Raw genomic sequence first — 17,648 nt, 5'->3', positions numbered from 1 at the left:
TCCGCGCAGACGTGCACCCACCGCGCGTTGCGGCGGTGCTACGGCAAGTCGAAGGGACGTGTGAACAGTCATGGATCGATGAGGAGAAAAGAGGCGCCCGTCACTCGACGGGCGTGGGCACACTTTACACGCAGCGAACCCTTGCGGCAAGCGCGAGGCGAACCCGAGGTGAGCCCGAAGTGAGCCCGAGGTGAGCCCGAGGCGAATGGGGTGTGAGCGCGCAGTATCAAGCGGTTGGCCATGCGCCCGTGCGTTCGACGCTCGGTGACGTCTCGCCATCGCGCCACGCGGCCGGCAGCGCGCCATGCACGCGCCGAACCTCGCGCACCCGCATGCGCACAAGCCGCTGTGCGCCGGCGAAGCCGCTCGTCGTTTCGTCCTGCCAAAGAATTTCCGCGTCGCCTGCCACGTGCAGAAAGTCGCCCGACGCAAAGTCGACGAACACCAGTCCCGCCCTCGGATTGGCGTGCAGATTGCCCAGCGTGTTGTAGTAGGCGTTGCCACGGAAGTCGGGCCACGTCAGCGTGTTGGCATCGTCGACACGCACGAAGCCCGGCTTGCCGCCGCGATGCGAGACGTCCGTACCGGCGCTGCGCTCGGTCGCGCCGTCGCCCGCGTAATGCGTGGCGATGAAGAACGTGTCGGCGCTCGCGATCTGCCATTGCGCATCGTCGTCGAGCGATGTCCGCGGCGGCTCGGCCAGTGCCCGTCCCGCGTGCGCTTGCGGCGTGATGTCGCGTTTGTGGATGTACTGCGGGCAGTTGCCGAAGCTCTGCGCAACGCGAATCGCAAAGCCCTGCGCATCTGCGTCGACGACCTGTCCGTTCACACGATTCCGGCGGCGTGTCGACGGCTCGAGCCCCAACACGCCCACCGGCGCGCCTGGCGTCACGGCGCCGTACAAAGGATCGGTGGCGGGCGGCAAGGCATTCACCCGCAGCAACGTCGGCTCCGGCGCCTGGGCGAAGCCGGGCGTGCCGCTTAACAGCGTTGCCCAGGGTTGCCCCCGCGCGTCGAGCGCACCCACGACCAGAAACGGCAACTGGGCGAAGAACTGACGATGCTGATCGGGCATCGCGCTGCGGATCACCCGCGCCCCGATATCCGCTATCGCTTCACGCGAACCGGCCAGTGTCTGCACGGCGAGTTCGCCTGTATGGAACGGTGACGTGGGGACCGAAGGGGATTCGGACGTATTCATGATGTCCTCCCGAGGCTCAGGCGGCGTTCAGGCCGCAAGCGCTCGACACCATCGGCACGAAGCGCGGCAACGCGGCGACACGGGCCAACCACGCAAGCACGGCCGGATACGGTTCGAGCGGGACGTTGCCCTCGGGCGCATGCGCGAGATACGTATAGCACGCCACGTCGGCAATCGTTGGCGTGTCGCCGGCGAGAAACGGCGTCGCCTGCGGTGCCGACAGATGGGCTTGCATGCGCGACAGGAGGAGTGTGGCGCGCTCGATCATCGCCGTGGCGTCGATGGGACGCTTGAACACGACAACCACGCGCGCGGCCGCCGGTCCGAAGGCCAGATCGCCCGCAGCCACCGACAGCCAGCGCTGCACCGTGGCGGCCGTCAGGGGGTCACGGGGCAACCAGGTCCCATGCGCATCGTAGCGACTTGCGAGGTAGACGAGAATCGCATTCGAATCGGCAATCACCTGCCCGTCATCGTCGATGGCCGGTACTTGCCCGAACGGGTTGAGCGCAAGAAACGCCGGTTGCTTTTGCTCCCCCGTCATCAGGTCGATGTCGATGGTCTCGTATGGCAGATCCAACAGGTGCAGCATCAGTTCGACACGATGGCAATGGCCTGACAGCGCATGCCGATACAGGCGAATCGGACGCGTTGGGCGCAAGGACGGCTCGGGTGAGGGGGCATGCGTTTCGGCGGGGTGGGCCATGAGATGTCTCCGGTGGTGAGCGAGGCCGCGTGAGTCCTGCGCTCAGGCGTGTCACGCGATGCACCGATTTTCCATCAAGCCGATTTCCGGATAAATGCCGCAGAGCTGATTTGACTGCTCCAATATTCGGAGTAATGATGTGCGGTATGGATAAACTTCGTGCCATGCAGACGTTCGTCGCCATCGTCGATCAGGGCAGCCTGAGTGCGGCGGCGCGCGCGCTCGACTCCTCCCTCCCGGCGGTCGTGCGCACGCTGGCGGCGCTCGAGACATCGCTCGATGTCCGGCTGCTCAATCGCACCACGCGCCGTATCGCGCTCACTGAAGAGGGGCGGACGTATCTCGACACGTGCCGCCAGATCCTGAGCGAACTCCAGGAGGCGGAAGCGCGACTGGCGGCGCGGCACGAGGCGCCGAGCGGCACACTCGTGGTCACGGCGCCGGTGCTGTTTGGACAGTTGCACGTCGCGCCCGCGCTATATCGCTTCCTGCGCGCGTATCCGGCCGTCAAATGCCGTCTGTTGCTCAACGATCGCGTGGTGAATCTCTGGGAGGAAGGCATCGACGTCGGGATTCGCATCTCGCCGCTGGACGACTCCACACTCGTTGCGCAAAGCCTCGGGGCCATTCGTCGCGTGGTGGTGGCGAGTCCGGCGTGTCTGGCCGAGCAGGGGGAAGTGAAGCACCCGCGCGACCTGGCGGGCAAAAATTGCATCCGCTCGCATGGTGGCGGCTTCGGACAGTGGCGGTTCTGGGAGGGCGGACGCGAATTCGTCGTACCGGTCGACGGCAATCTCGAGGTCAGCCATGGCCTCACGGCCATTGACGCGTGCCTGGGCGGAATGGGCTACGGCTGCTTCCTCTCGTATCAGGTCGCCGCGCCGATGGCCGACGGCCGTCTGGTACGCGTGCTCAAGGACTACGAAGGACCGGCACGGCCGGTCAATATCGTGTATCCCCACGCGCGACTGTTGCCATCGCGCACGCGCGTGTTCGTGGAATGGATGAAGCGGGAGTTGCGCGACGTGTCGATGCGATGAACAAAAGAACGCGGAAAGCGACAGTGCCGCTTCCCGCGTAAAAAGCCCACCGACGCCAATCGGCGGACCGCTTCGTTCGTTCTAGGATCAGTCGTCGTCGCCGTGACGCCAGCCCCAGCCGCGGTGGTGGCCGCGATCGTGACGGTCTTCCCAGCGGCGATCACGCCAGTCGTCCCAGCGGTCGCGACCGTAGTAGACAACCGGACGCGGGGCTTCGTACATGGGGCGCGGCTGCACATAGACAGGCTGCGGTGCCACATAGACCGGCGGCGCTTCAATCACAGGGGCGGGCAACCCCAGATAGACACCAACATCCACATGGGCCGACGCGGCGCTCGACGCGACAGCGGCGACAGCGCCGAGGGCAGCGACGATAAGAATGCGTTTCATAATGTCCTCCGGAGGCGCTCGCAGGTCGATGCATCATTTGATGACATGGTGCGACTGCGTGCGCGTGGGCAATGAAGCCAGTGAGTCGGATCGATTCGCGAAGGCGGTGCAAGCCGGGAAGCATTCCCATCCTGATGCCTTTCGTCGAACCGTTGAAGCCAGTGTATCGATGACCCCGCGCGGCAGGTGCTACCAGTTTGTCGGGGATGTGTCGTTTTGTAACGCGGGCGATGGTCTTCGCGCGGTCGCGGAAAAAACAAAAGGCGTTACGCGAAAAACGCGCAACGCCTTGTGCTTTTGATTCGTTGGTAGGCTCGATTGGACTCGAACCAACGACCCCCACCATGTCAAGGTGGTGCTCTAACCAGCTGAGCTACGAGCCTAGAAAGACCGCGAGTATAGGGGGAATTCCGGAACCTGACAAGTGTTTCGCGCGATATCGTCGAAAAAAGTTTCGAGCGCGCTCATTCGCCGCGTTTCGCCGTGCCTCGCCTGGGCTTGATCCGTACCCAGAGGCTCTTGTTCCCACCGCTGCCCGTGCGCTGCTCGACGTCGAACAGGCCGATGGTCGCCACGAGGTCGCTCAGCTTGCCGAAGCCATAATTGCGCGAGTCGAAGTCCGGCGCCTGTTTGGCGATATGGCTGCCGATGGGGCCAAGACTCGCCCAGCCGTCCTCGTCCGACACGCCGGTCACCGCGTTACGCAGCAGCCGCACGAGGCGCGTGTCGCGCTTCAGGTCCGACGCGCTGCGGCGCTTGCGCGGCGCCGGGGCTTCGTCGCCGTCCGGCTCGTCGTCCTGACGCAGCAATTCCGTGTAGATGAACTTGTCGCAGGCCGTGACGAACGGCTGCGGCGTCTTGCGCTCGCCGAAGCCGTACACGATCAGTCCCTGCTCACGAATGCGCGAGGCGAGCCGCGTGAAATCGCTGTCGCTGGAGACGAGGCAGAAGCCGTCGAAGCGTCCCGTGTAGAGCAGATCCATCGCGTCGATGATCATGGCGCTGTCGGTGGCGTTCTTGCCGACGGTGTAGCGGAACTGCTGAATCGGCTGGATCGAGTATTCGAGCAGGCACTTCTTCCAGCCGTCGAGATTGGGTTTGGTCCAGTCGCCGTAGATGCGCTTCACGCTCGCCACGCCGTACTTGGCCACTTCGGTGAGCAGTCCTTCGACGATGGCGGGCGCGGCGTTATCGGCGTCGATCAGAACGACGAGCGTGGGGCCTTGGGCGGCCACAGGGGGTGTCACTGGCATGACGGGGTTCCTTGAACGCGAAGACGTTTCGCATTATGGCCCGGAACGGTGTCCGTCATGCCGTGACCGGAATCAGCGGTTGCCGCGACGCTGCCCCAGCGGGGCGAACCACAGCACCGCAATGCCGACGAGCAAGCTCACGGCAGCGAACATCAGGCCCGAGGTGAACGAGTGCGTCCAGTCCTTGAGTGCGCCCACGACAATCGGACTGAGCGCCGAGCCGAGATTGCCGACGGCGTTGATGACCGCCAGTCCGAGCGCGCGCGTATGCGGGGCGAGACTGCGGTCGGGCACCGTCCAGAAGATCGCCATGGCGGTGTAGGCGCCGGTCGAGGCCATCGCTACCCCGGCGAGGCGCAGCGACGGCTCTGGCGCGAAGCACGTGACGACCCAGCCCGCCGCAGAGAAGAGCATGGGCAGCACCAGATGCCAGCGGCGTTCCTGCAACCGGTCGGAGCGGCGTCCCCACCAGATCATGCCGGCAATCGTGCAGACCGACGGAATCGCCGCGAGCAGGCCGATGGTCACGTTGCTGCTCGTCGTGCCGAAGCTCTTCACGATCTGCGGAATCCACAGCGACGCCAGCGAGAGCGTGTTGACGAGGCAGAAATACCCCAGCGCAAACTTCGCCACGCTCGGTGTGAGAATGGCGCGCCACATACTGTTGCCGGCGTGCGCCGCACCGCCCGTCTGTTGCGTGAGCGCGGCGGCACGGTCGCGGGCGATCATCGTGTCGAGCGCGCGCTTTTCGGCGACGCTCAACCAGCGCGCGTCGGCGGGTTTGTCGTCCAGATACCACCAGGTGACGACGCCGAGCAAGACCGTCGGCAGTCCTTCGAGCACGAAGAGCCACTGCCACCCGGCGAGTCCGCCTACGCCGTCGAGCCGCAGCAAATAGCCCGATGCGGCGGCGCCGAGTGCGGACGTCACCGGCATGGCGATCATGAACCAGGCATTGGCGCGTGCGCGCGCGGCCGAAGGGAACCAGTCGCCCATATAGAGCAGCATGCCCGGCAGGAAGCCTGCCTCGGTAATGCCGACGATGGCGCGAATCAGATAGAGGCTGGTGGCGTCGTGCGCGAACATCGTGGCGCTCGAAGCGAAGCCCCACGCGATCAGAATCGTGCCGATCCAGCGACGCGCGCCGACCTTCACGAGCATCAGATTGCTCGGCACACCGCACAGCACATACGTGAGGTAGAACACGGTCGAGGCCATGCCGAACATCGTGCTCGTGAGCTTCAGATCCTGGCTCATCGTGAGCGCGGCGAAGCCGACGTTGATGCGATCGAGAAACGAGAACAGGAACAGCACGAACAGGAAGCCGAGCAGACGGCGCGAGACCTTGCGTACGACTTCGCGCTCCAGGGCCTCGTTCGGAAGACACTGCGACGCCGGCGTGCCATCGAGGGCGACAGCGGCGGGCGATGCGGGTGCAGCGATTCCGCCGGCGATACCGGCGGCAGACGTGATACGACTCATGATGGGTGTCTTCTCCAACGCTCCCCGCCTCGGATATTGTGTGGCGGTGTGATGAAAACGGGTCCGCCATCGAGGGCGGACGCCGAAGGGAACCGTGTTTAATCCTGCGCGCTGCGGGCGGCTTGCTGAATGCAGTCGATCACGCGCTGTGGATCGTCGATCTCGTGTGCCAACAGCAGAACGACTTTGGCGAGCAGCAGCTCGCGCTTGTCGTCCGGTGCGGCGTCGATGGCCAGCGCGAGGGTGTCGTAAATCTCCTCGAGTCCGGCGATGGCGGTTTGTTGGGCAGTCATGGCAGAGCTTCCTTGTATGACGTGACGGCTCAGGCGTGGGCCGTCGCCTGAGCGAGCGCGCTGGCAAGACGCGTGGCGTCGAGCTGCTGCCAGCGGGCGCAGACATGATGATCGGGACGCACGAGGTACGCCGTGCCGCTGGCGGCACCGTACTTCGTCGCGGCATGGCCCGTCGGATCGGGCAGCGTGAGGTCCGCGCCCGTCACGTCGTCTTCCGACGGCGCGAACGCGATCACCTTCACCGGCACACCGCGCTCGCGCCACGTCACCAGCGCATGACGCACGACATCGTCGAGCGGGGCATCGCCAAACGTCACCAGATGGAACGCGGCGCCGAGGTGGTCGTACAGATAGTCGTTGTCGCCGAGCTTGACGTTCGGCGCCGGCGCACCGGCGCCGGGTCCCGCCGTCATCCGCGCGTTGTCGTCGTTGGGGCTGTTGAGCGGAGAGTCGCGATAGTCGTGCGCGCGCGAGGTGCGCCAGTGGAACAGCGGCCGCACGAATTCGTGATCGAGCGAGAGATCGAGCACGGCGTCGCGCAACACACGGAAGCCATGTGAGGGTGGCGTCATGAAGCGTGTGCTCTTGCCGGCCTCCGCGATGATCTCGCGCGCCGCGCCCACGCGGTCGTTTGTGTACGACGCGAGCAACGACGCCGGTGCCGCACCCTTGGCAACTGCGGCAAGTTTCCACGACAGATCGATGGCGTCCTGGAAGCCAGTGTTGGCCCCACGCACACCGAAGATCGGCAGCAGGTGAGCGGCGTCGCCCGCGAAGAGAATGCGTCCGTGCACGTAGTCGGGCAGCGTAAGCGCGCGCGCCGAATAGACCGAACACCAGTCGAGTTCCCACGGCGTGCCGCCGAGACCCATCATGTCGAGCTGCGCGTCGATGCGCTCGCGAATCGTCTCGGGTTGCAGCGCGTGCTCGGACGTCTCCGACGCCGGCAATTGATAATCCACGCGCCAGATGCCATCCGGCTCGCGATGCATGAGCACCGTGTTGCCGGGATTCCAGTCGGGGGCGAAGTACGCCAGGCGCTCGGTGGGCAGATCGAGATCGATGCGGATGTCGGCGATGACGAAGCGGCCTTCGTAGCTCGCCCCTTCGAAACGCAGGCCCAGCGCGGTGCGCACCGTCGAGCGCGCGCCGTCGGCGGCGACGAGCCAGCGCGTGCGTTGCGTGTACTCGCCCTCGGGCGTATCGATCTGCAGTGCCACGCCGTGGTCATCCTGCGTCAGCGCAACGAGCTTGTTGCCCCATCGCATCTCGATGAGCGGCTGGCGCTCGACGGCGTCCACCAGATAACTCTCGAGCACGTTCTGTTGCAAGTTGATCAGCGGCGCGAATCGGTCGTCTTCGTCCACCGGCGACTCCATGCGGAAGACGCGCTGGCCGCGATAGTAAGAATTCCCGCTGGTCCATGGCAGGCCCTTGGCGAGGACCGCGTCGGCCACGCCCACGGCTTGCAGAATCTCCTGCGAGCGACGCGTGAAGACGATGGCGCGGCTGCCTTCCGAGACTTGCTGTTCGGCCTGGAGCACGACACAGCGCACCCCATGGCGTGCCAACGCGAGTGCGGTGACCATACCGATGGGGCCGCCGCCCACGACGGTGACAGGGACGTCCGGGGTTGTCTCGCCCTGCGGCGCAAAGTGCGGATGGACGCGGTACGCGTGATAAAGCGACGCGCGCGGGGTGGTCTCTGGTCGATGCATGATGCGACACCCAAAAATTCGGCTCGGCACGTACGCAGCGAGTCTCGTGTCAGCGGGGAGACGGCGCAAGCGCAGCGCGCGAATGGCAAAAACGCCAACGAGCATATAGTTGCTAACGCAACCATTCTAGTGTGCTAAGGTTGCGCTCGCAACAAAATATCGACCGTTTTCGACTAGGGAAAAACACTGAGATGCGGCCTGTCCACCCATCGCTCGACCAGTTCTTGACGTACAAGATGCACCGCCTGATGAAGCAGCACGACAAACGTATCGCGCAGTCGTATGCCGACGCGGCGCAATTGAGTCTGGCCGAGTCGCGCGTGTTGGCGGCGGTGGGCACGGCGGGGGCGTTGTCGAACTCGGAGCTGGCGCGTCGCGCGAATCTCGACAAGAGTCAGGCGAGCCGGGGGGCAGACGGGCTGGTATCGCGCGGACTGGTGCGTCGTGCGCCGGACGAACACGACGGCCGAGCGGTCAAGGTCACGCTCACGCCGGAGGGCGAGCGCGTATGGCGCGTGGTGATCGATGCGGCGCGCGCCCACTACGACCGATTGTTCGACACGCTGACTGACGACGAGATGCGGGTGTACGAGCAACTGCTCGACAAACTGCTGCTGCGCTCGGACGAACTCGACGGGCAAGGCTAATCGGTCTCACCCGGGGGCATGCGCCGCGTGCCACTTACGCGGTGCCACGGAAACGGAAAGCGCACCCGCGTGAAACAGCGCCCCAAAGATCGGAGTGCGGACACGCAGATGCCCTTTTGCTCAGTTGCGCCACGCGCACGTCGACGTCATCAACGCCTTCGCTTTGCACACGTGACGCGGGCCTTCACCTTCCTCAAGCGAACGACAGCGTCTTCGTCAGATCGCCCGGCGGCATGGCCCCGCGCGCCGCGAAGGCGGCGTTGCGATGGGCGATGCCTTCGAGCGTCGGCAGATCGTACAGGCGCGTGATAAAGCGCAGGATCGACGTGGTGTCGTAGAACGTGTGATCGACATTGCCGCGTTTGGCGAACGGCGAGACCACTAACGCCGGAACGCGTGAGCCCGGTCCCCAGCGGTCGCCCTGCGGCGGCGCGACGTGATCCCACCAGCCGCCATTCTCGTCGTACGTAATCACGACCATCATGTTTTGCCACTGCGGCGACTTCATCAGATGGGCCAGCACGTTCGCCACGTGTTGGTCGCCGGACTCCACATCCGAATACCCCGCGTGTTGGTTCAGGTTGCCCTGCGGCTTGTAGAACGTGACGGCGGGCAGCTTGCCGGCGATGGCGTCGGCGATGAATTTGTTCGCGATCGGGCTGTCGCCTTCACCACCATCGCGCAGATGCATCTCGCGTGCGGCCGTGCCGGGCGCGTACTGGGCGAAGTAGTTGAACGGTTGATGGTGATACTGGAAGTTCGGTTTGTCTGCACCGCCCTTGTGATCGAGCGCCGACTGCCACGCGCCCGCGTACCACGCCCACGACACGCCCTTCGTCGAGAGCACATCGCCAATGGTGGGGAACGTTTGCGGGGGCAGCGTGGCGGGGTTCGACGGATCGGCCAGACGCTTGTCGCCGGAGGCCGCGGGCTTGATCGGCGACGGCTGATAAGCCGGCATCATCGTATTCACCGCAAAGTTGTCGGGCGTGATGGCACCGTCGCGCACGAACTTCGGCGGACCGTCAGCCGCCGACGCGGGCGACGCCGGCGACACCGCCAGACGTACACCTTGCGGCCCGTCGGCCAGCACGGCGATCTTGTCCTTGGCCGGACTTTGCGCGGCGTTCGGATACACCGGCGGGCGTCCGGAGATCAGGAACTGGTGGTTCAGGAACGAACCGCCGAAAGCCGCCATGAAGAAGTTGTCGCACATTGTGTACTGCTGCGCGATCTTGTACATGTCGAGCGTCTTGGCCGTCTCGCCGTAGTAACCCATCGTCAGACCGCCCGAGTTGGCCCATGCGGCGAACTGGTTGTTCGTGCCGCCGTTGATCTGCATCTGGTTCTGCCAGAACAGGTGCCATAGATCGCGCGTGATGACCGACGTCGGCAGCAACTGGCCTTCGGCGTCCTTGAGCATGAATGGCGCGTTCGGCTGCCGCGCGATGTCCTTCTCGGCGATGTGATACTTCTTTCCGCCGATCGTCTGAGCGCGCGGCACGAGACCCTCGAAGATCGGCGGCAGCAGCGGCATTGGCGTTTTGCCGTCGCGGTCGAGTTGGGTGCAGACCGACGCCGGCACTTTCGCGAGCGGCTTTTCCAACCCGGGGAAATCGGCGAACAGATTGTTGAAGCTGCGGTTCTCGAGATAGATCACGACCACCGTCTTGATGTTGGCCTTGAGCTGGGCGTCGAACGAGCCGCCCGCGGCGACGGCCGTGGGCGCGCTGGCACTGCCTTCGGCGGCGCAGCCGGTCAGTGCCGTCGTGGCGCCCGCCGCGCTGGCCGCACCGATGGCGGCCAGGCCTTGAAGCAGACGGCGACGCGACGGATCGGCCGGGTTGTCGTCGTGCGCTGGGGCGGCGTCGAGCGCGGGATCGTGAGGTTGGGGCTTGGCGTCGTGCGTCATGATGTCCTTGATGGGCGAGTCGGGCAGAGGCGTTCGGCGAGGCAGGCGTGCACACCCGCGTCCGGTCGGCAACGGCTGACGAGCGGGAGCCGCGTCGTCGGCCTGCCGGGGCAGGCTGGGCAGACGACGTTTTTACGCGGGGAGTGTGACAATTCGGTGACGCCGTCGCGATGTCGCGACAGACAAAACGCGGTGGGGTGGCGCACGCGACGCAATCGACTTGCGTGGCTCTGGTGGCTCACGCGGCGGGCGTCTCCGGCGGCACGGCGTAGCCCGTGTCCTCGAACAGCTCGGTGCGGAACTGTTCGACCAGATCGTCGAGCATGGCGCGCAATGCGCTGGGCATCTGTTTGCGCGACATGTAGACGCCGTAGACGGTCATCTCGCGTGGCACGTAATTGGGCAGCAGCGCACGCAAGGTGCCATCGCGCAGATGCGGTAACGCCGAATACACCGGTTGCATCGAGATGCCCGCGCCCGCGAGCGTAGCGGCGAAGACTACATTGACTTCATTGGCCGATAGATTGCCGCCGACGGGCACGCCCAGCGGTGTGCCGTTGTGCGTGAATTGCCAGAGGCTTTTGCCGAAGTACGTGTAGGTCAGGCAGTTGTGCAGGGCGAGGTCTTCGGCGCGCTCCGGCGCGCCATGGCGCCGGAGATATGACGGTGCCGCGCAGACCACCGAATGGCACGTGGCGAGACGACGGGCAATCAGTCCGGGCGACGGCTCGGACGTTACGCGAATCGCCAGGTCGATGCGCTCGTCCACCAGGTCAACGGTGCGGTCCGCCACCACGAGATCGATGGCGACACCGGGATACCGCAGGATGAACCGCGTGACCGCCGCCGCCAGGAATGCCTGAGCGAGCGACGTGCTGCAAGCCACTCGCAACAGGCCGCGCGGCGCACTGTCGGCGTGCGAGGCACACGCCAGATCGTCGGCGATACCCAGCATCTCGCGACAACGCGGCAACGCGTCGCTCCCGGCGTCGGTGAGGCTGACCGCACGGGTCGTCCGATGCAGCAGCCGTGTGCCGAGCCACGCCTCGAGTTCGGCCAGATAGCGCGAGACCATCGCCCGCGACATATCCAACCGCTGCGCGGCCGCCGTTAGCGAACCGCGTTCGGCCACTTCGGTAAAGACCCGCATTGCCGTCAGACGATCCATGATTTGCTCGATCGATGCAACAAAGTGATCGCCATTATGGGCTTTTTTTGCGCGACTGACGCGACTACGATGGCAAACATGAGAGGCGTCGAAGGGCGGCGTCGCAAGACACAGGACAGATCGAGATGACCCAGGCAACTCTGCATTACATCGCCGACCCGCTGTGCGGATGGTGCTACGCGGCGGCGCCGCTCGTGCGCGCTGCGCGCGACGTGGTCGGCCTCGATGTCGTGTTTCACGGTGGCGGCATGATGGCCGGGCCGAACGCGCAACCGGTTACGCCGCAGCTGCGCGATTACGTCATGCCGCATGACCGTCGCATTGCGGCGTTGACCGGCCAGCCGTTCGGCGACGCCTATTTCGACGGTCTGCTGCGCGATGGCACCGCCGTGTTCGACTCCGCGCCGCCCACGGCCGCCGCGCTGGCGGCCGAAGCGTTGGCCGGCCGCGGGCTCGACATGTTCGCGGCGCTGCAGCGCGCGCATTATGTCGATGGCAAACGCATTGCCGATCGCCATGTGCTCATCGATGTCGCGGCGAATCTCGGTCTCGACCGGGGGGCCTTCGCGCAAGCGCTCGATGCACAGGCGGCCGACGCCCTCATGCGGCACTTCCGCGATAGCCGCGCGTGGCTTGCCCGCGTCGGCGGCAGCGGCTTCCCGACGTTCGCGCTGGCGATCGGCGGTCACATCGAGCGCCTCGAAGTGGGACATTATCTGGGGCAGCCCGACGTGTGGCGCGACGCGTTGCGCGAGCGTCTGTTGTCTGCGCAGGCGGCGTCTTCCCCGGACGGCGACGCCAGTACGTTGCCCCAGTGCGGTCCCGACGGCTGCGCTCTCTGAGCGTCTGCCACCTATCCCGAATTCACTCGTCACTTCCAGGAGAATCCCGATGAAAGTCGCCTTGATTGGTATTACCGGCCGCGTGGGTACGCGCGTTGCCGCCGAACTGCTGCAACGCAATCACACCGTGACGGGGATCGCCCGCAATCCCGAACGCGTCGAAGCCGAACAGGGACTCACCGTCGCCAAGGGCGACGCCGCTGACCCGGCGTCGCTCGCGCCGCTGCTCGCCGGACACGATGCCGTGATCAGCGCGGGTCGCTTCGCATCCATGGACGCCGCCAAGCTGATCGACGCCGTCAAGCGGGCCGGGGTGCCGCGTCTGCTCGTGGTGGGCGGTGCGGGAAGTCTGGACGTCGCGCCGGGCAAGGCGCTGATCGATACGCCGGAATTCCCGGAGGCATACAAGCCGGAAGCCAGCGCAGGCCGCGCGTTCCTGCAAGTGCTGCGCGCCGAGCCGAAGGCGTCACCGCTGAACTGGACGTTCCTGTCGCCGTCGGCATTGTTCGAGCCGGGCGAGCGCACGGGCCAGTTCCGTCTCGGTGGCGACGGTCTGCTCGTCGATGCGAACGGCAAGAGCTGGATCTCGATGGAAGACTATGCCATCGCCCTGGTCGACGAACTCGAGCGCAACGCGCATCCGCGCGCGCGCTTTACCGTCGGCTACTGAGCGTGAGACGACGGCGGTGCGTGTCGATCGTTGGCGCGATCAGCATGCCTGCCGGAACGTGAGGTTATAACGCACGGCTTGCGCGTCGAAACTGCCTTCGACGCCCGCAATGCCGTGATAGACGAGTCGCGACGGCCCACCCCAGACGACCACGTCGCCTGGGGCCAGACGAATGCGGCGGGTGCGATCGCCACGGTGCACTCCGCCCCACAGAAACGTCGCGGGAAGTCCAAGCGACACCGACACGATGGGCGCGCCCAGATCGCGCTCATCGTGATCCTGATGCAACGTGAGCCGCGCATCCAGCGAGTAACGATTGACGAGACAGGCGTCTGGCGCGAAGTCGCGATACCCCGCAGCGTCGGCGGCGCGGCGCGCGAGCGCGACAAACGATGCCGGCATTGATGGCCACGGTTGTTGCGAGAGAGGATCGTGCGTGCCGTAGCGGTATCCCTGTCGGTCGCTGATCCATCCCACGTCCCCGCAATTCGTCATGGCGACTGACATGCGCTTGCCGCCCGGCGTCAGCCAGTGACGCAGCGGCGCTTGCGCGATCACCGCGTCGATATCGGCCTGCAAGGCCGTCAGTTGTGACTGCGCGAACCCTCGCAACACGAATGCTCCCGGACCGAGTGCGTCGAATGGCGGCGTGCCGTGGTCTGTGTCGTCGTGCGCAGAGCCGAAAAGATCGAGTGTCATGTGGCGTCGTGCAGGATCACGCCGAGCGTGTGTCGATGGCCGCTGCGCACCCGGCTCACCCCGTGTCGCAGGTTGACGCGATACACCCCGCGCGTGCCGTTCACCGGACGGTGATGCACGGCGAACACGACCGCATCGCCGCGCGTGAGCGGCACCACCTCGGCGCGCGACTGCATGCGCGGGCGTTGCTCGGTGACGACGAACTCGCCGCCCGTGAAATCCTCGCCGGGCTGAGACAGGAGAATGGCCACCTGCAACGGGAAGACGTGTTCTCCGTAGAGGTCTTGATGCAGGCAATTGTAGTCGCCGGCCGCGTAGCGCAGCAGCAACGGCGTCGGTCGGCGCTGACCGGCGCGGTGACATTGCGCGAGGTAGTCCTGGTGTGTGCGCGGATATTGCGTGTCGATGCCCATCGCCGCGTGCCAGCGGTGCGCGATATCGCGCAACGGCGCGTAGAACGCTTCGCGCAACGCGGCGACCTGCGGCGGCAGCGGGTAAGCGAAGTACTGATATTCGCCCTGCCCGAACCCGTGACGCGCCATCACGATACGGCTGCGGAAACGCGGCGACGTGGGCGTAGTGCTCAGTGGCGCGCCGGTCTCGCCGTACATCGCGCAAAGCGTCGCACACTCGCTCGCGTTCAGCAGTTGTGGAATGCGCGCCGCACCGTAGCCATTGAGTTCGTCTTCGAGGGCGGCCCAATCGAGCGACAGCACGCGCGCGCTCACTGCGTCACCTGGGTCGTCGCGTCGGCACTTTCCTCGCCTTCATGGGCGAGCAAGGCGCGTTTGCGCTCGACGCCCCAGCGATAGCCCGACAGCGCGCCGTCTTGGCGCACGATGCGGTGGCACGGAATCACGACGGCCAACGGGTTCGATGCGCATGCCTGTGCTACCGCACGCACCGCACGAGGGGCCCCAATGCGCTCGGCGATCTGCGTGTAGCTGGCGGTCGCACCGGCAGGCACGTCGCGCAGCGCTTGCCACACGCGTTGCTGGAACGCCGTGCCGCGCACATCGAGCGGCAACGACAGACCGACGCGCGGCGACTCCACGAACCCCACCACCTGGGCCACCCATCGCTCGAACTCGGCGTCGGCCCCGACCAGTTCCGCATGCGGAAAGCGGTCTTGCAACGCCTTCACCAGCGTATCGGGGTCGTCGCCCAACGACACGGCACAGAGTCCGCGCGGCGTGGCCGCGACCAGCAATGCGCCGAGCGAGCACTGCGCCACGGCGAAGCGGATCGATTCGGCCTTGCCGCCCGCGCGGTACGCCGCGGGCTTCATGCCGAGCAGGGTGTCGGCATTCGCATAGAAGCGGCCGTTGGAATTGAAGCCGGCGTCGTAGTACGCCGACGTGACGCTCTCGGCGGCGGACAGTATGTCGCGCACACGCTCGGCGCGACGCGCGTTGGCATAAGCGCGTGGGGTCACGCCCGTGACCGCGCGAAAGAGTCGGTGGAAATAGTGCGGGCTCAGACCGGCCTCGGCCGCGAGCGTGTCCAGTCGCAGTGGCACCTCGGCTGCCTCGATCTGCCGGCAAGCGGCGCTCACCAGTGCGGCGTGACGGGCCTGGCGCGCGCCAGACGCGCCAAGCGCAGGCTGGCAACGCTTGCAGGCACGAAAGCCCGCGCGCTCGGCTGCGGCGCTATCGGCGTGGAACGTTACGTTTTCGCGCCGCGCGAGCCGCGCGCCACACGAGGGGCGGCAATACACGCCGGTCGTACGCACGGCATAGAAGAATTCGCCATCCGCCTGTTTGTCGCGCGCCGCGACCGCGGCCCACTTGGCGTCGTCGGTCGCGTAGCGCGATTTGGCCGAAAGCTGGCTCGCCTGGACAGTCGGCGTCCGGGTCTGCGAACGACTCGGGCTGCCGGTCGGGGCGCCGGGCTGAAGGGGACGTTTGGCGGTCATTGGATAGGTGGGCATCACAGGGGGCTCCGGACGACTGAGGACTTGCCTTCAGTGTAGGGAACGGGGCGCGATGCCGCGCTCCGTTTCTTGCTGTCGAATTCGGTCAGCCGCCCGGCGGCATCGTCGTGCCAAGCTTGGCCGCAAGGCTCATCACCATCACGAGCACGAGCGCCTCGATGGCGACCACGCGCGCGAAGGCCGTCGTATCCAGCGGCGTCTCGCCCGTGTCCAGCGCAAGACGCGGCAAGAAATGCCAACGGTTCCACGCACCCAGCAATGCGGCAATGCCGACGAGCACGAGCTTCGTGACGAGCCAGGCGAAGTACGGCGCGTTCTGGGGGGCGAACCACAGCGAGGGCGTCTCACCGAGAGTGCGCCATGCGTTGAACGCCCCCGTCACCAGCGCGACGACCATGGCCAGCGCGGCGACCGAGGAAAGCCGTTCGCCGTACGCTGCGCGTGCGCCAACTGGCCAATGGCGCCAGCCCGGGGTCGCGCATCCGGCCACGAGCAGCGCGCCGGTCCATGAGGCTGCGGCGGCGACATGCAGCGTGTGAATGCCAATGGCGAGCCACGGCACGGCCGCATCGGCCGCGTGCCCCGTCCCGGCGCGGGCGAGCGCCAGCGTCACGGCGCCGGCGGCGTAGACCATGCGCGCATAACGCTCCTGACGATGCTCGCGACGATGATGCCGGTCGCGAGGATCGTCGGCGATCGGCAGCGCCGCGCGCAGGCGGCGTCGCGCGTCGTACCAGGCCCAGACGCCCGCGCACAGCAGTGCGACGCCGAGCGCGGCGATCCATTGCATCCGGCCGAAGTGGGTTTGGGTGAGCACCACCCACACGTCGCCCATCATGGCGGCCGTGCTTTCCCAGTCGCCGCCCGTCATCGCATCGGTGCTTGCGAACACGTAGGCGATCCACGCGAGTACGGCGAGGCCCGCCGCAAAGGCCGGCAGCACGCGCAGGGTGAGACCGCGCCGCACTGCGTGCGGACTGCGCAGCAGCAGCACGCCGAGGGCCAGTGCCAGCGCGAGGTCAAGCAGCCCCGCGGTGGCGGGCTGCCAAGTGCCGGCGGCCAGATCGGCCGACATCACTTCACGGAGAACTTGATGTTGCCTTGCGTGCGATGGCCGTCACTCGCGACGGCGACCCAATTCGCTTGATAGCGACCGGCGGCAAGCGCGGGAAGCGACAACGTGAGCGTTTTGCGCGAGGCGTCGAGTTCGGCCTTGGCCTGCGTGACCGGCTTGCCCTGGGCGTCGACGACGCCAAGCTTCGAGAGCGCGCCTTCGAGCGTCGAGTCGAACGTTACGCGCACGGCCTTCGGCGCCGCGACACTCGCCTGCGCGGCCGGATCGCTCGAGACGACGTGCGCATGGGCCCACGCTCCCTGCGCGAGCCCGGTCAGGCCGACCACGGCCGCCAGTGTGAGTCCGTGCGTCGCGCGACGCAGGAAGCCAGTGGCACGAGGAGCATGGGAAGCGTTCTTGGAAATGCGCATATCGAGTGGGCTAACGAGTTGGGTAATGATTTGAATACGCCGCGAAGACATTAGGGTGGCGGTGTTCGCAGGCGAGCGGTAGGGCAGAACGCGCTCGCCCCGCGTTGGCGACGCGCTCGCATTGTCCAGCGCGCAGGCGCGCTCAACGCCGCTCGCGCAGTATCGCAGACCTTGCAGACCGACGCAGCCATCTGCGGGTTCCCAGGGGG

18 protein-coding genes and 1 tRNA gene are annotated in these 17,648 nt (G+C 66.2%); 4 read left to right on the top strand and 15 right to left on the bottom strand.

What is annotated here, in order from left to right; genetic code table 11:
- Nucleotides 1–226 precede the first annotated feature (226 nt).
- Both PanNE5_RS05195 and PanNE5_RS05190 read right to left on the bottom strand, forming a co-directional pair.
- Nucleotides 227–1,201, bottom strand: coding sequence for a pyridoxamine 5'-phosphate oxidase family protein (locus PanNE5_RS05195; protein WP_261939356.1), 975 nt, complete (start codon nucleotides 1,199–1,201; stop codon nucleotides 227–229).
- A 16-nt stretch (nucleotides 1,202–1,217) separates the two neighbouring features.
- Nucleotides 1,218–1,907: a glutathione S-transferase family protein gene (locus PanNE5_RS05190; RefSeq protein WP_261939355.1), complete on the bottom strand. Its 690-nt coding sequence runs from the start codon at nucleotides 1,905–1,907 to the stop codon at nucleotides 1,218–1,220.
- A gap of 146 nt (nucleotides 1,908–2,053) precedes the next feature.
- Here PanNE5_RS05190 and PanNE5_RS05185 point away from each other — a divergent pair, with 146 nt between their 5' ends.
- Complete coding sequence (locus PanNE5_RS05185) at nucleotides 2,054–2,947, top strand: LysR family transcriptional regulator (protein WP_017235712.1); 894 nt, start codon at nucleotides 2,054–2,056, stop codon at nucleotides 2,945–2,947.
- An 87-nt stretch (nucleotides 2,948–3,034) separates the two neighbouring features.
- Here the strand turns inward: PanNE5_RS05185 and PanNE5_RS05180 are convergent, their stop codons facing one another.
- The 6 genes from PanNE5_RS05180 to PanNE5_RS05155 all read right to left on the bottom strand — a co-directional run bounded on the left by PanNE5_RS05180 (nucleotide 3,035) and on the right by PanNE5_RS05155 (nucleotide 8,083).
- On the bottom strand, nucleotides 3,035–3,337 hold the full coding sequence (locus PanNE5_RS05180) for a hypothetical protein (RefSeq protein ID WP_017235711.1): 303 nt from the start codon (nucleotides 3,335–3,337) through the stop codon (nucleotides 3,035–3,037).
- Nucleotides 3,338–3,643: 306 nt separating this feature from the next.
- A tRNA-Val gene (locus PanNE5_RS05175) sits at nucleotides 3,644–3,720 on the bottom strand.
- An 81-nt stretch (nucleotides 3,721–3,801) separates the two neighbouring features.
- A complete protein-coding gene (locus PanNE5_RS05170; protein ID WP_051060351.1) occupies nucleotides 3,802–4,590 on the bottom strand; it encodes an NYN domain-containing protein in 789 nt (262 codons plus the stop codon).
- Between the two features lie 72 nt (nucleotides 4,591–4,662).
- Complete coding sequence (locus PanNE5_RS05165; RefSeq protein ID WP_017235709.1) at nucleotides 4,663–6,072, bottom strand: MFS transporter; 1,410 nt, start codon at nucleotides 6,070–6,072, stop codon at nucleotides 4,663–4,665.
- Nucleotides 6,073–6,170: 98 nt separating this feature from the next.
- Nucleotides 6,171–6,365 (bottom strand): hypothetical protein, encoded by a 195-nt coding sequence (locus tag PanNE5_RS05160; protein WP_017235708.1) that lies wholly within the window; start codon nucleotides 6,363–6,365, stop codon nucleotides 6,171–6,173.
- A gap of 29 nt (nucleotides 6,366–6,394) precedes the next feature.
- Entirely contained in the window at nucleotides 6,395–8,083 is a 1,689-nt protein-coding gene (locus PanNE5_RS05155; protein WP_261939354.1) for an FAD-dependent monooxygenase, read from the bottom strand.
- A gap of 191 nt (nucleotides 8,084–8,274) precedes the next feature.
- On the opposite strand from PanNE5_RS05155, the gene PanNE5_RS05150 reads away from it, so the two are divergent.
- A complete protein-coding gene (locus tag PanNE5_RS05150) occupies nucleotides 8,275–8,730 on the top strand; it encodes a MarR family winged helix-turn-helix transcriptional regulator (protein WP_017235705.1) in 456 nt (151 codons plus the stop codon).
- A gap of 193 nt (nucleotides 8,731–8,923) precedes the next feature.
- Here the strand turns inward: PanNE5_RS05150 and PanNE5_RS05145 are convergent, their stop codons facing one another.
- Together PanNE5_RS05145 and PanNE5_RS05140 are read right to left on the bottom strand one after the other, a co-directional pair.
- Complete coding sequence (locus PanNE5_RS05145; RefSeq protein ID WP_261939353.1) at nucleotides 8,924–10,642, bottom strand: acid phosphatase; 1,719 nt, start codon at nucleotides 10,640–10,642, stop codon at nucleotides 8,924–8,926.
- A 238-nt stretch (nucleotides 10,643–10,880) separates the two neighbouring features.
- The gene (locus PanNE5_RS05140; RefSeq protein ID WP_017235703.1) at nucleotides 10,881–11,810 is read right to left on the bottom strand and encodes a LysR family transcriptional regulator; all 930 of its coding nucleotides are present in this window, start codon (nucleotides 11,808–11,810) and stop codon (nucleotides 10,881–10,883) included.
- Between the two features lie 125 nt (nucleotides 11,811–11,935).
- Here PanNE5_RS05140 and PanNE5_RS05135 point away from each other — a divergent pair, with 125 nt between their 5' ends.
- Nucleotides 11,936–12,652, top strand: a complete 717-nt coding sequence (locus PanNE5_RS05135) for a DsbA family protein (RefSeq protein ID WP_150562171.1) — start codon at nucleotides 11,936–11,938, stop codon at nucleotides 12,650–12,652.
- A 49-nt stretch (nucleotides 12,653–12,701) separates the two neighbouring features.
- Nucleotides 12,702–13,322, top strand: a complete 621-nt coding sequence (locus PanNE5_RS05130; RefSeq protein WP_026132314.1) for an NAD(P)-dependent oxidoreductase — start codon at nucleotides 12,702–12,704, stop codon at nucleotides 13,320–13,322.
- Between the two features lie 39 nt (nucleotides 13,323–13,361).
- On the opposite strand, the gene alkB is transcribed toward PanNE5_RS05130, so the two are convergent.
- From alkB to PanNE5_RS05105, 5 genes are all read right to left on the bottom strand, one after another.
- Complete coding sequence (alkB, locus tag PanNE5_RS05125; protein ID WP_261939352.1) at nucleotides 13,362–14,021, bottom strand: DNA oxidative demethylase AlkB; 660 nt, start codon at nucleotides 14,019–14,021, stop codon at nucleotides 13,362–13,364.
- Nucleotides 14,018–14,749: a 2OG-Fe(II) oxygenase gene (locus PanNE5_RS05120; RefSeq protein ID WP_261939351.1), complete on the bottom strand. Its 732-nt coding sequence runs from the start codon at nucleotides 14,747–14,749 to the stop codon at nucleotides 14,018–14,020. Before PanNE5_RS05120 ends, alkB begins: the two co-directional genes overlap by 4 nt.
- The gene (gene ada, locus PanNE5_RS05115) at nucleotides 14,746–15,951 is read right to left on the bottom strand and encodes a bifunctional DNA-binding transcriptional regulator/O6-methylguanine-DNA methyltransferase Ada (protein WP_261939350.1); all 1,206 of its coding nucleotides are present in this window, start codon (nucleotides 15,949–15,951) and stop codon (nucleotides 14,746–14,748) included. The genes PanNE5_RS05120 and ada overlap by 4 nt, the downstream gene beginning before the upstream one ends.
- A gap of 88 nt (nucleotides 15,952–16,039) precedes the next feature.
- Nucleotides 16,040–17,029 (bottom strand): copper resistance D family protein, encoded by a 990-nt coding sequence (locus tag PanNE5_RS05110; RefSeq protein ID WP_261939349.1) that lies wholly within the window; start codon nucleotides 17,027–17,029, stop codon nucleotides 16,040–16,042.
- Nucleotides 17,029–17,439, bottom strand: coding sequence for a copper resistance protein CopC (locus PanNE5_RS05105; protein ID WP_017233265.1), 411 nt, complete (start codon nucleotides 17,437–17,439; stop codon nucleotides 17,029–17,031). Before PanNE5_RS05105 ends, PanNE5_RS05110 begins: the two co-directional genes overlap by 1 nt.
- Nucleotides 17,440–17,648 lie beyond the last annotated feature (209 nt).

This window comes from Pandoraea sp. NE5 (assembly GCF_024363545.1).
Classification (GTDB): Bacteria; Pseudomonadota; Gammaproteobacteria; order Burkholderiales; family Burkholderiaceae; genus Pandoraea; species Pandoraea cepalis.
Note: the sequence above shows the minus strand (reverse complement) of the source record. Positions and strands in the feature narration are given on the sequence as shown.

Coding starts and splice junctions, on each gene's coding strand:
- PanNE5_RS05190 (WP_261939355.1), bottom strand. CDS start 1,907: ATGGCCCACCCCGCCGAAACGCATGCCCCCTCACCCGAGCCGTCCTTG.
- PanNE5_RS05170 (WP_051060351.1), bottom strand. CDS start 4,590: ATGCCAGTGACACCCCCTGTGGCCGCCCAAGGCCCCACGCTCGTCGTT.
- PanNE5_RS05150 (WP_017235705.1), top strand. CDS start 8,275: ATGCGGCCTGTCCACCCATCGCTCGACCAGTTCTTGACGTACAAGATG.
- PanNE5_RS05145 (WP_261939353.1), bottom strand. CDS start 10,642: ATGACGCACGACGCCAAGCCCCAACCTCACGATCCCGCGCTCGACGCC.
- PanNE5_RS05110 (WP_261939349.1), bottom strand. CDS start 17,029: ATGTCGGCCGATCTGGCCGCCGGCACTTGGCAGCCCGCCACCGCGGGG.
- PanNE5_RS05105 (WP_017233265.1), bottom strand. CDS start 17,439: ATGCGCATTTCCAAGAACGCTTCCCATGCTCCTCGTGCCACTGGCTTC.
- ada (WP_261939350.1), bottom strand. CDS start 15,951: ATGCCCACCTATCCAATGACCGCCAAACGTCCCCTTCAGCCCGGCGCC.
- PanNE5_RS05165 (WP_017235709.1), bottom strand. CDS start 6,072: ATGAGTCGTATCACGTCTGCCGCCGGTATCGCCGGCGGAATCGCTGCA.
- PanNE5_RS05185 (WP_017235712.1), top strand. CDS start 2,054: ATGGATAAACTTCGTGCCATGCAGACGTTCGTCGCCATCGTCGATCAG.
- alkB (WP_261939352.1), bottom strand. CDS start 14,021: ATGACACTCGATCTTTTCGGCTCTGCGCACGACGACACAGACCACGGC.
- PanNE5_RS05155 (WP_261939354.1), bottom strand. CDS start 8,083: ATGCATCGACCAGAGACCACCCCGCGCGCGTCGCTTTATCACGCGTAC.
- PanNE5_RS05180 (WP_017235711.1), bottom strand. CDS start 3,337: ATGAAACGCATTCTTATCGTCGCTGCCCTCGGCGCTGTCGCCGCTGTC.
- PanNE5_RS05135 (WP_150562171.1), top strand. CDS start 11,936: ATGACCCAGGCAACTCTGCATTACATCGCCGACCCGCTGTGCGGATGG.
- PanNE5_RS05130 (WP_026132314.1), top strand. CDS start 12,702: ATGAAAGTCGCCTTGATTGGTATTACCGGCCGCGTGGGTACGCGCGTT.
- PanNE5_RS05140 (WP_017235703.1), bottom strand. CDS start 11,810: ATGGATCGTCTGACGGCAATGCGGGTCTTTACCGAAGTGGCCGAACGC.
- PanNE5_RS05160 (WP_017235708.1), bottom strand. CDS start 6,365: ATGACTGCCCAACAAACCGCCATCGCCGGACTCGAGGAGATTTACGAC.
- PanNE5_RS05195 (WP_261939356.1), bottom strand. CDS start 1,201: ATGAATACGTCCGAATCCCCTTCGGTCCCCACGTCACCGTTCCATACA.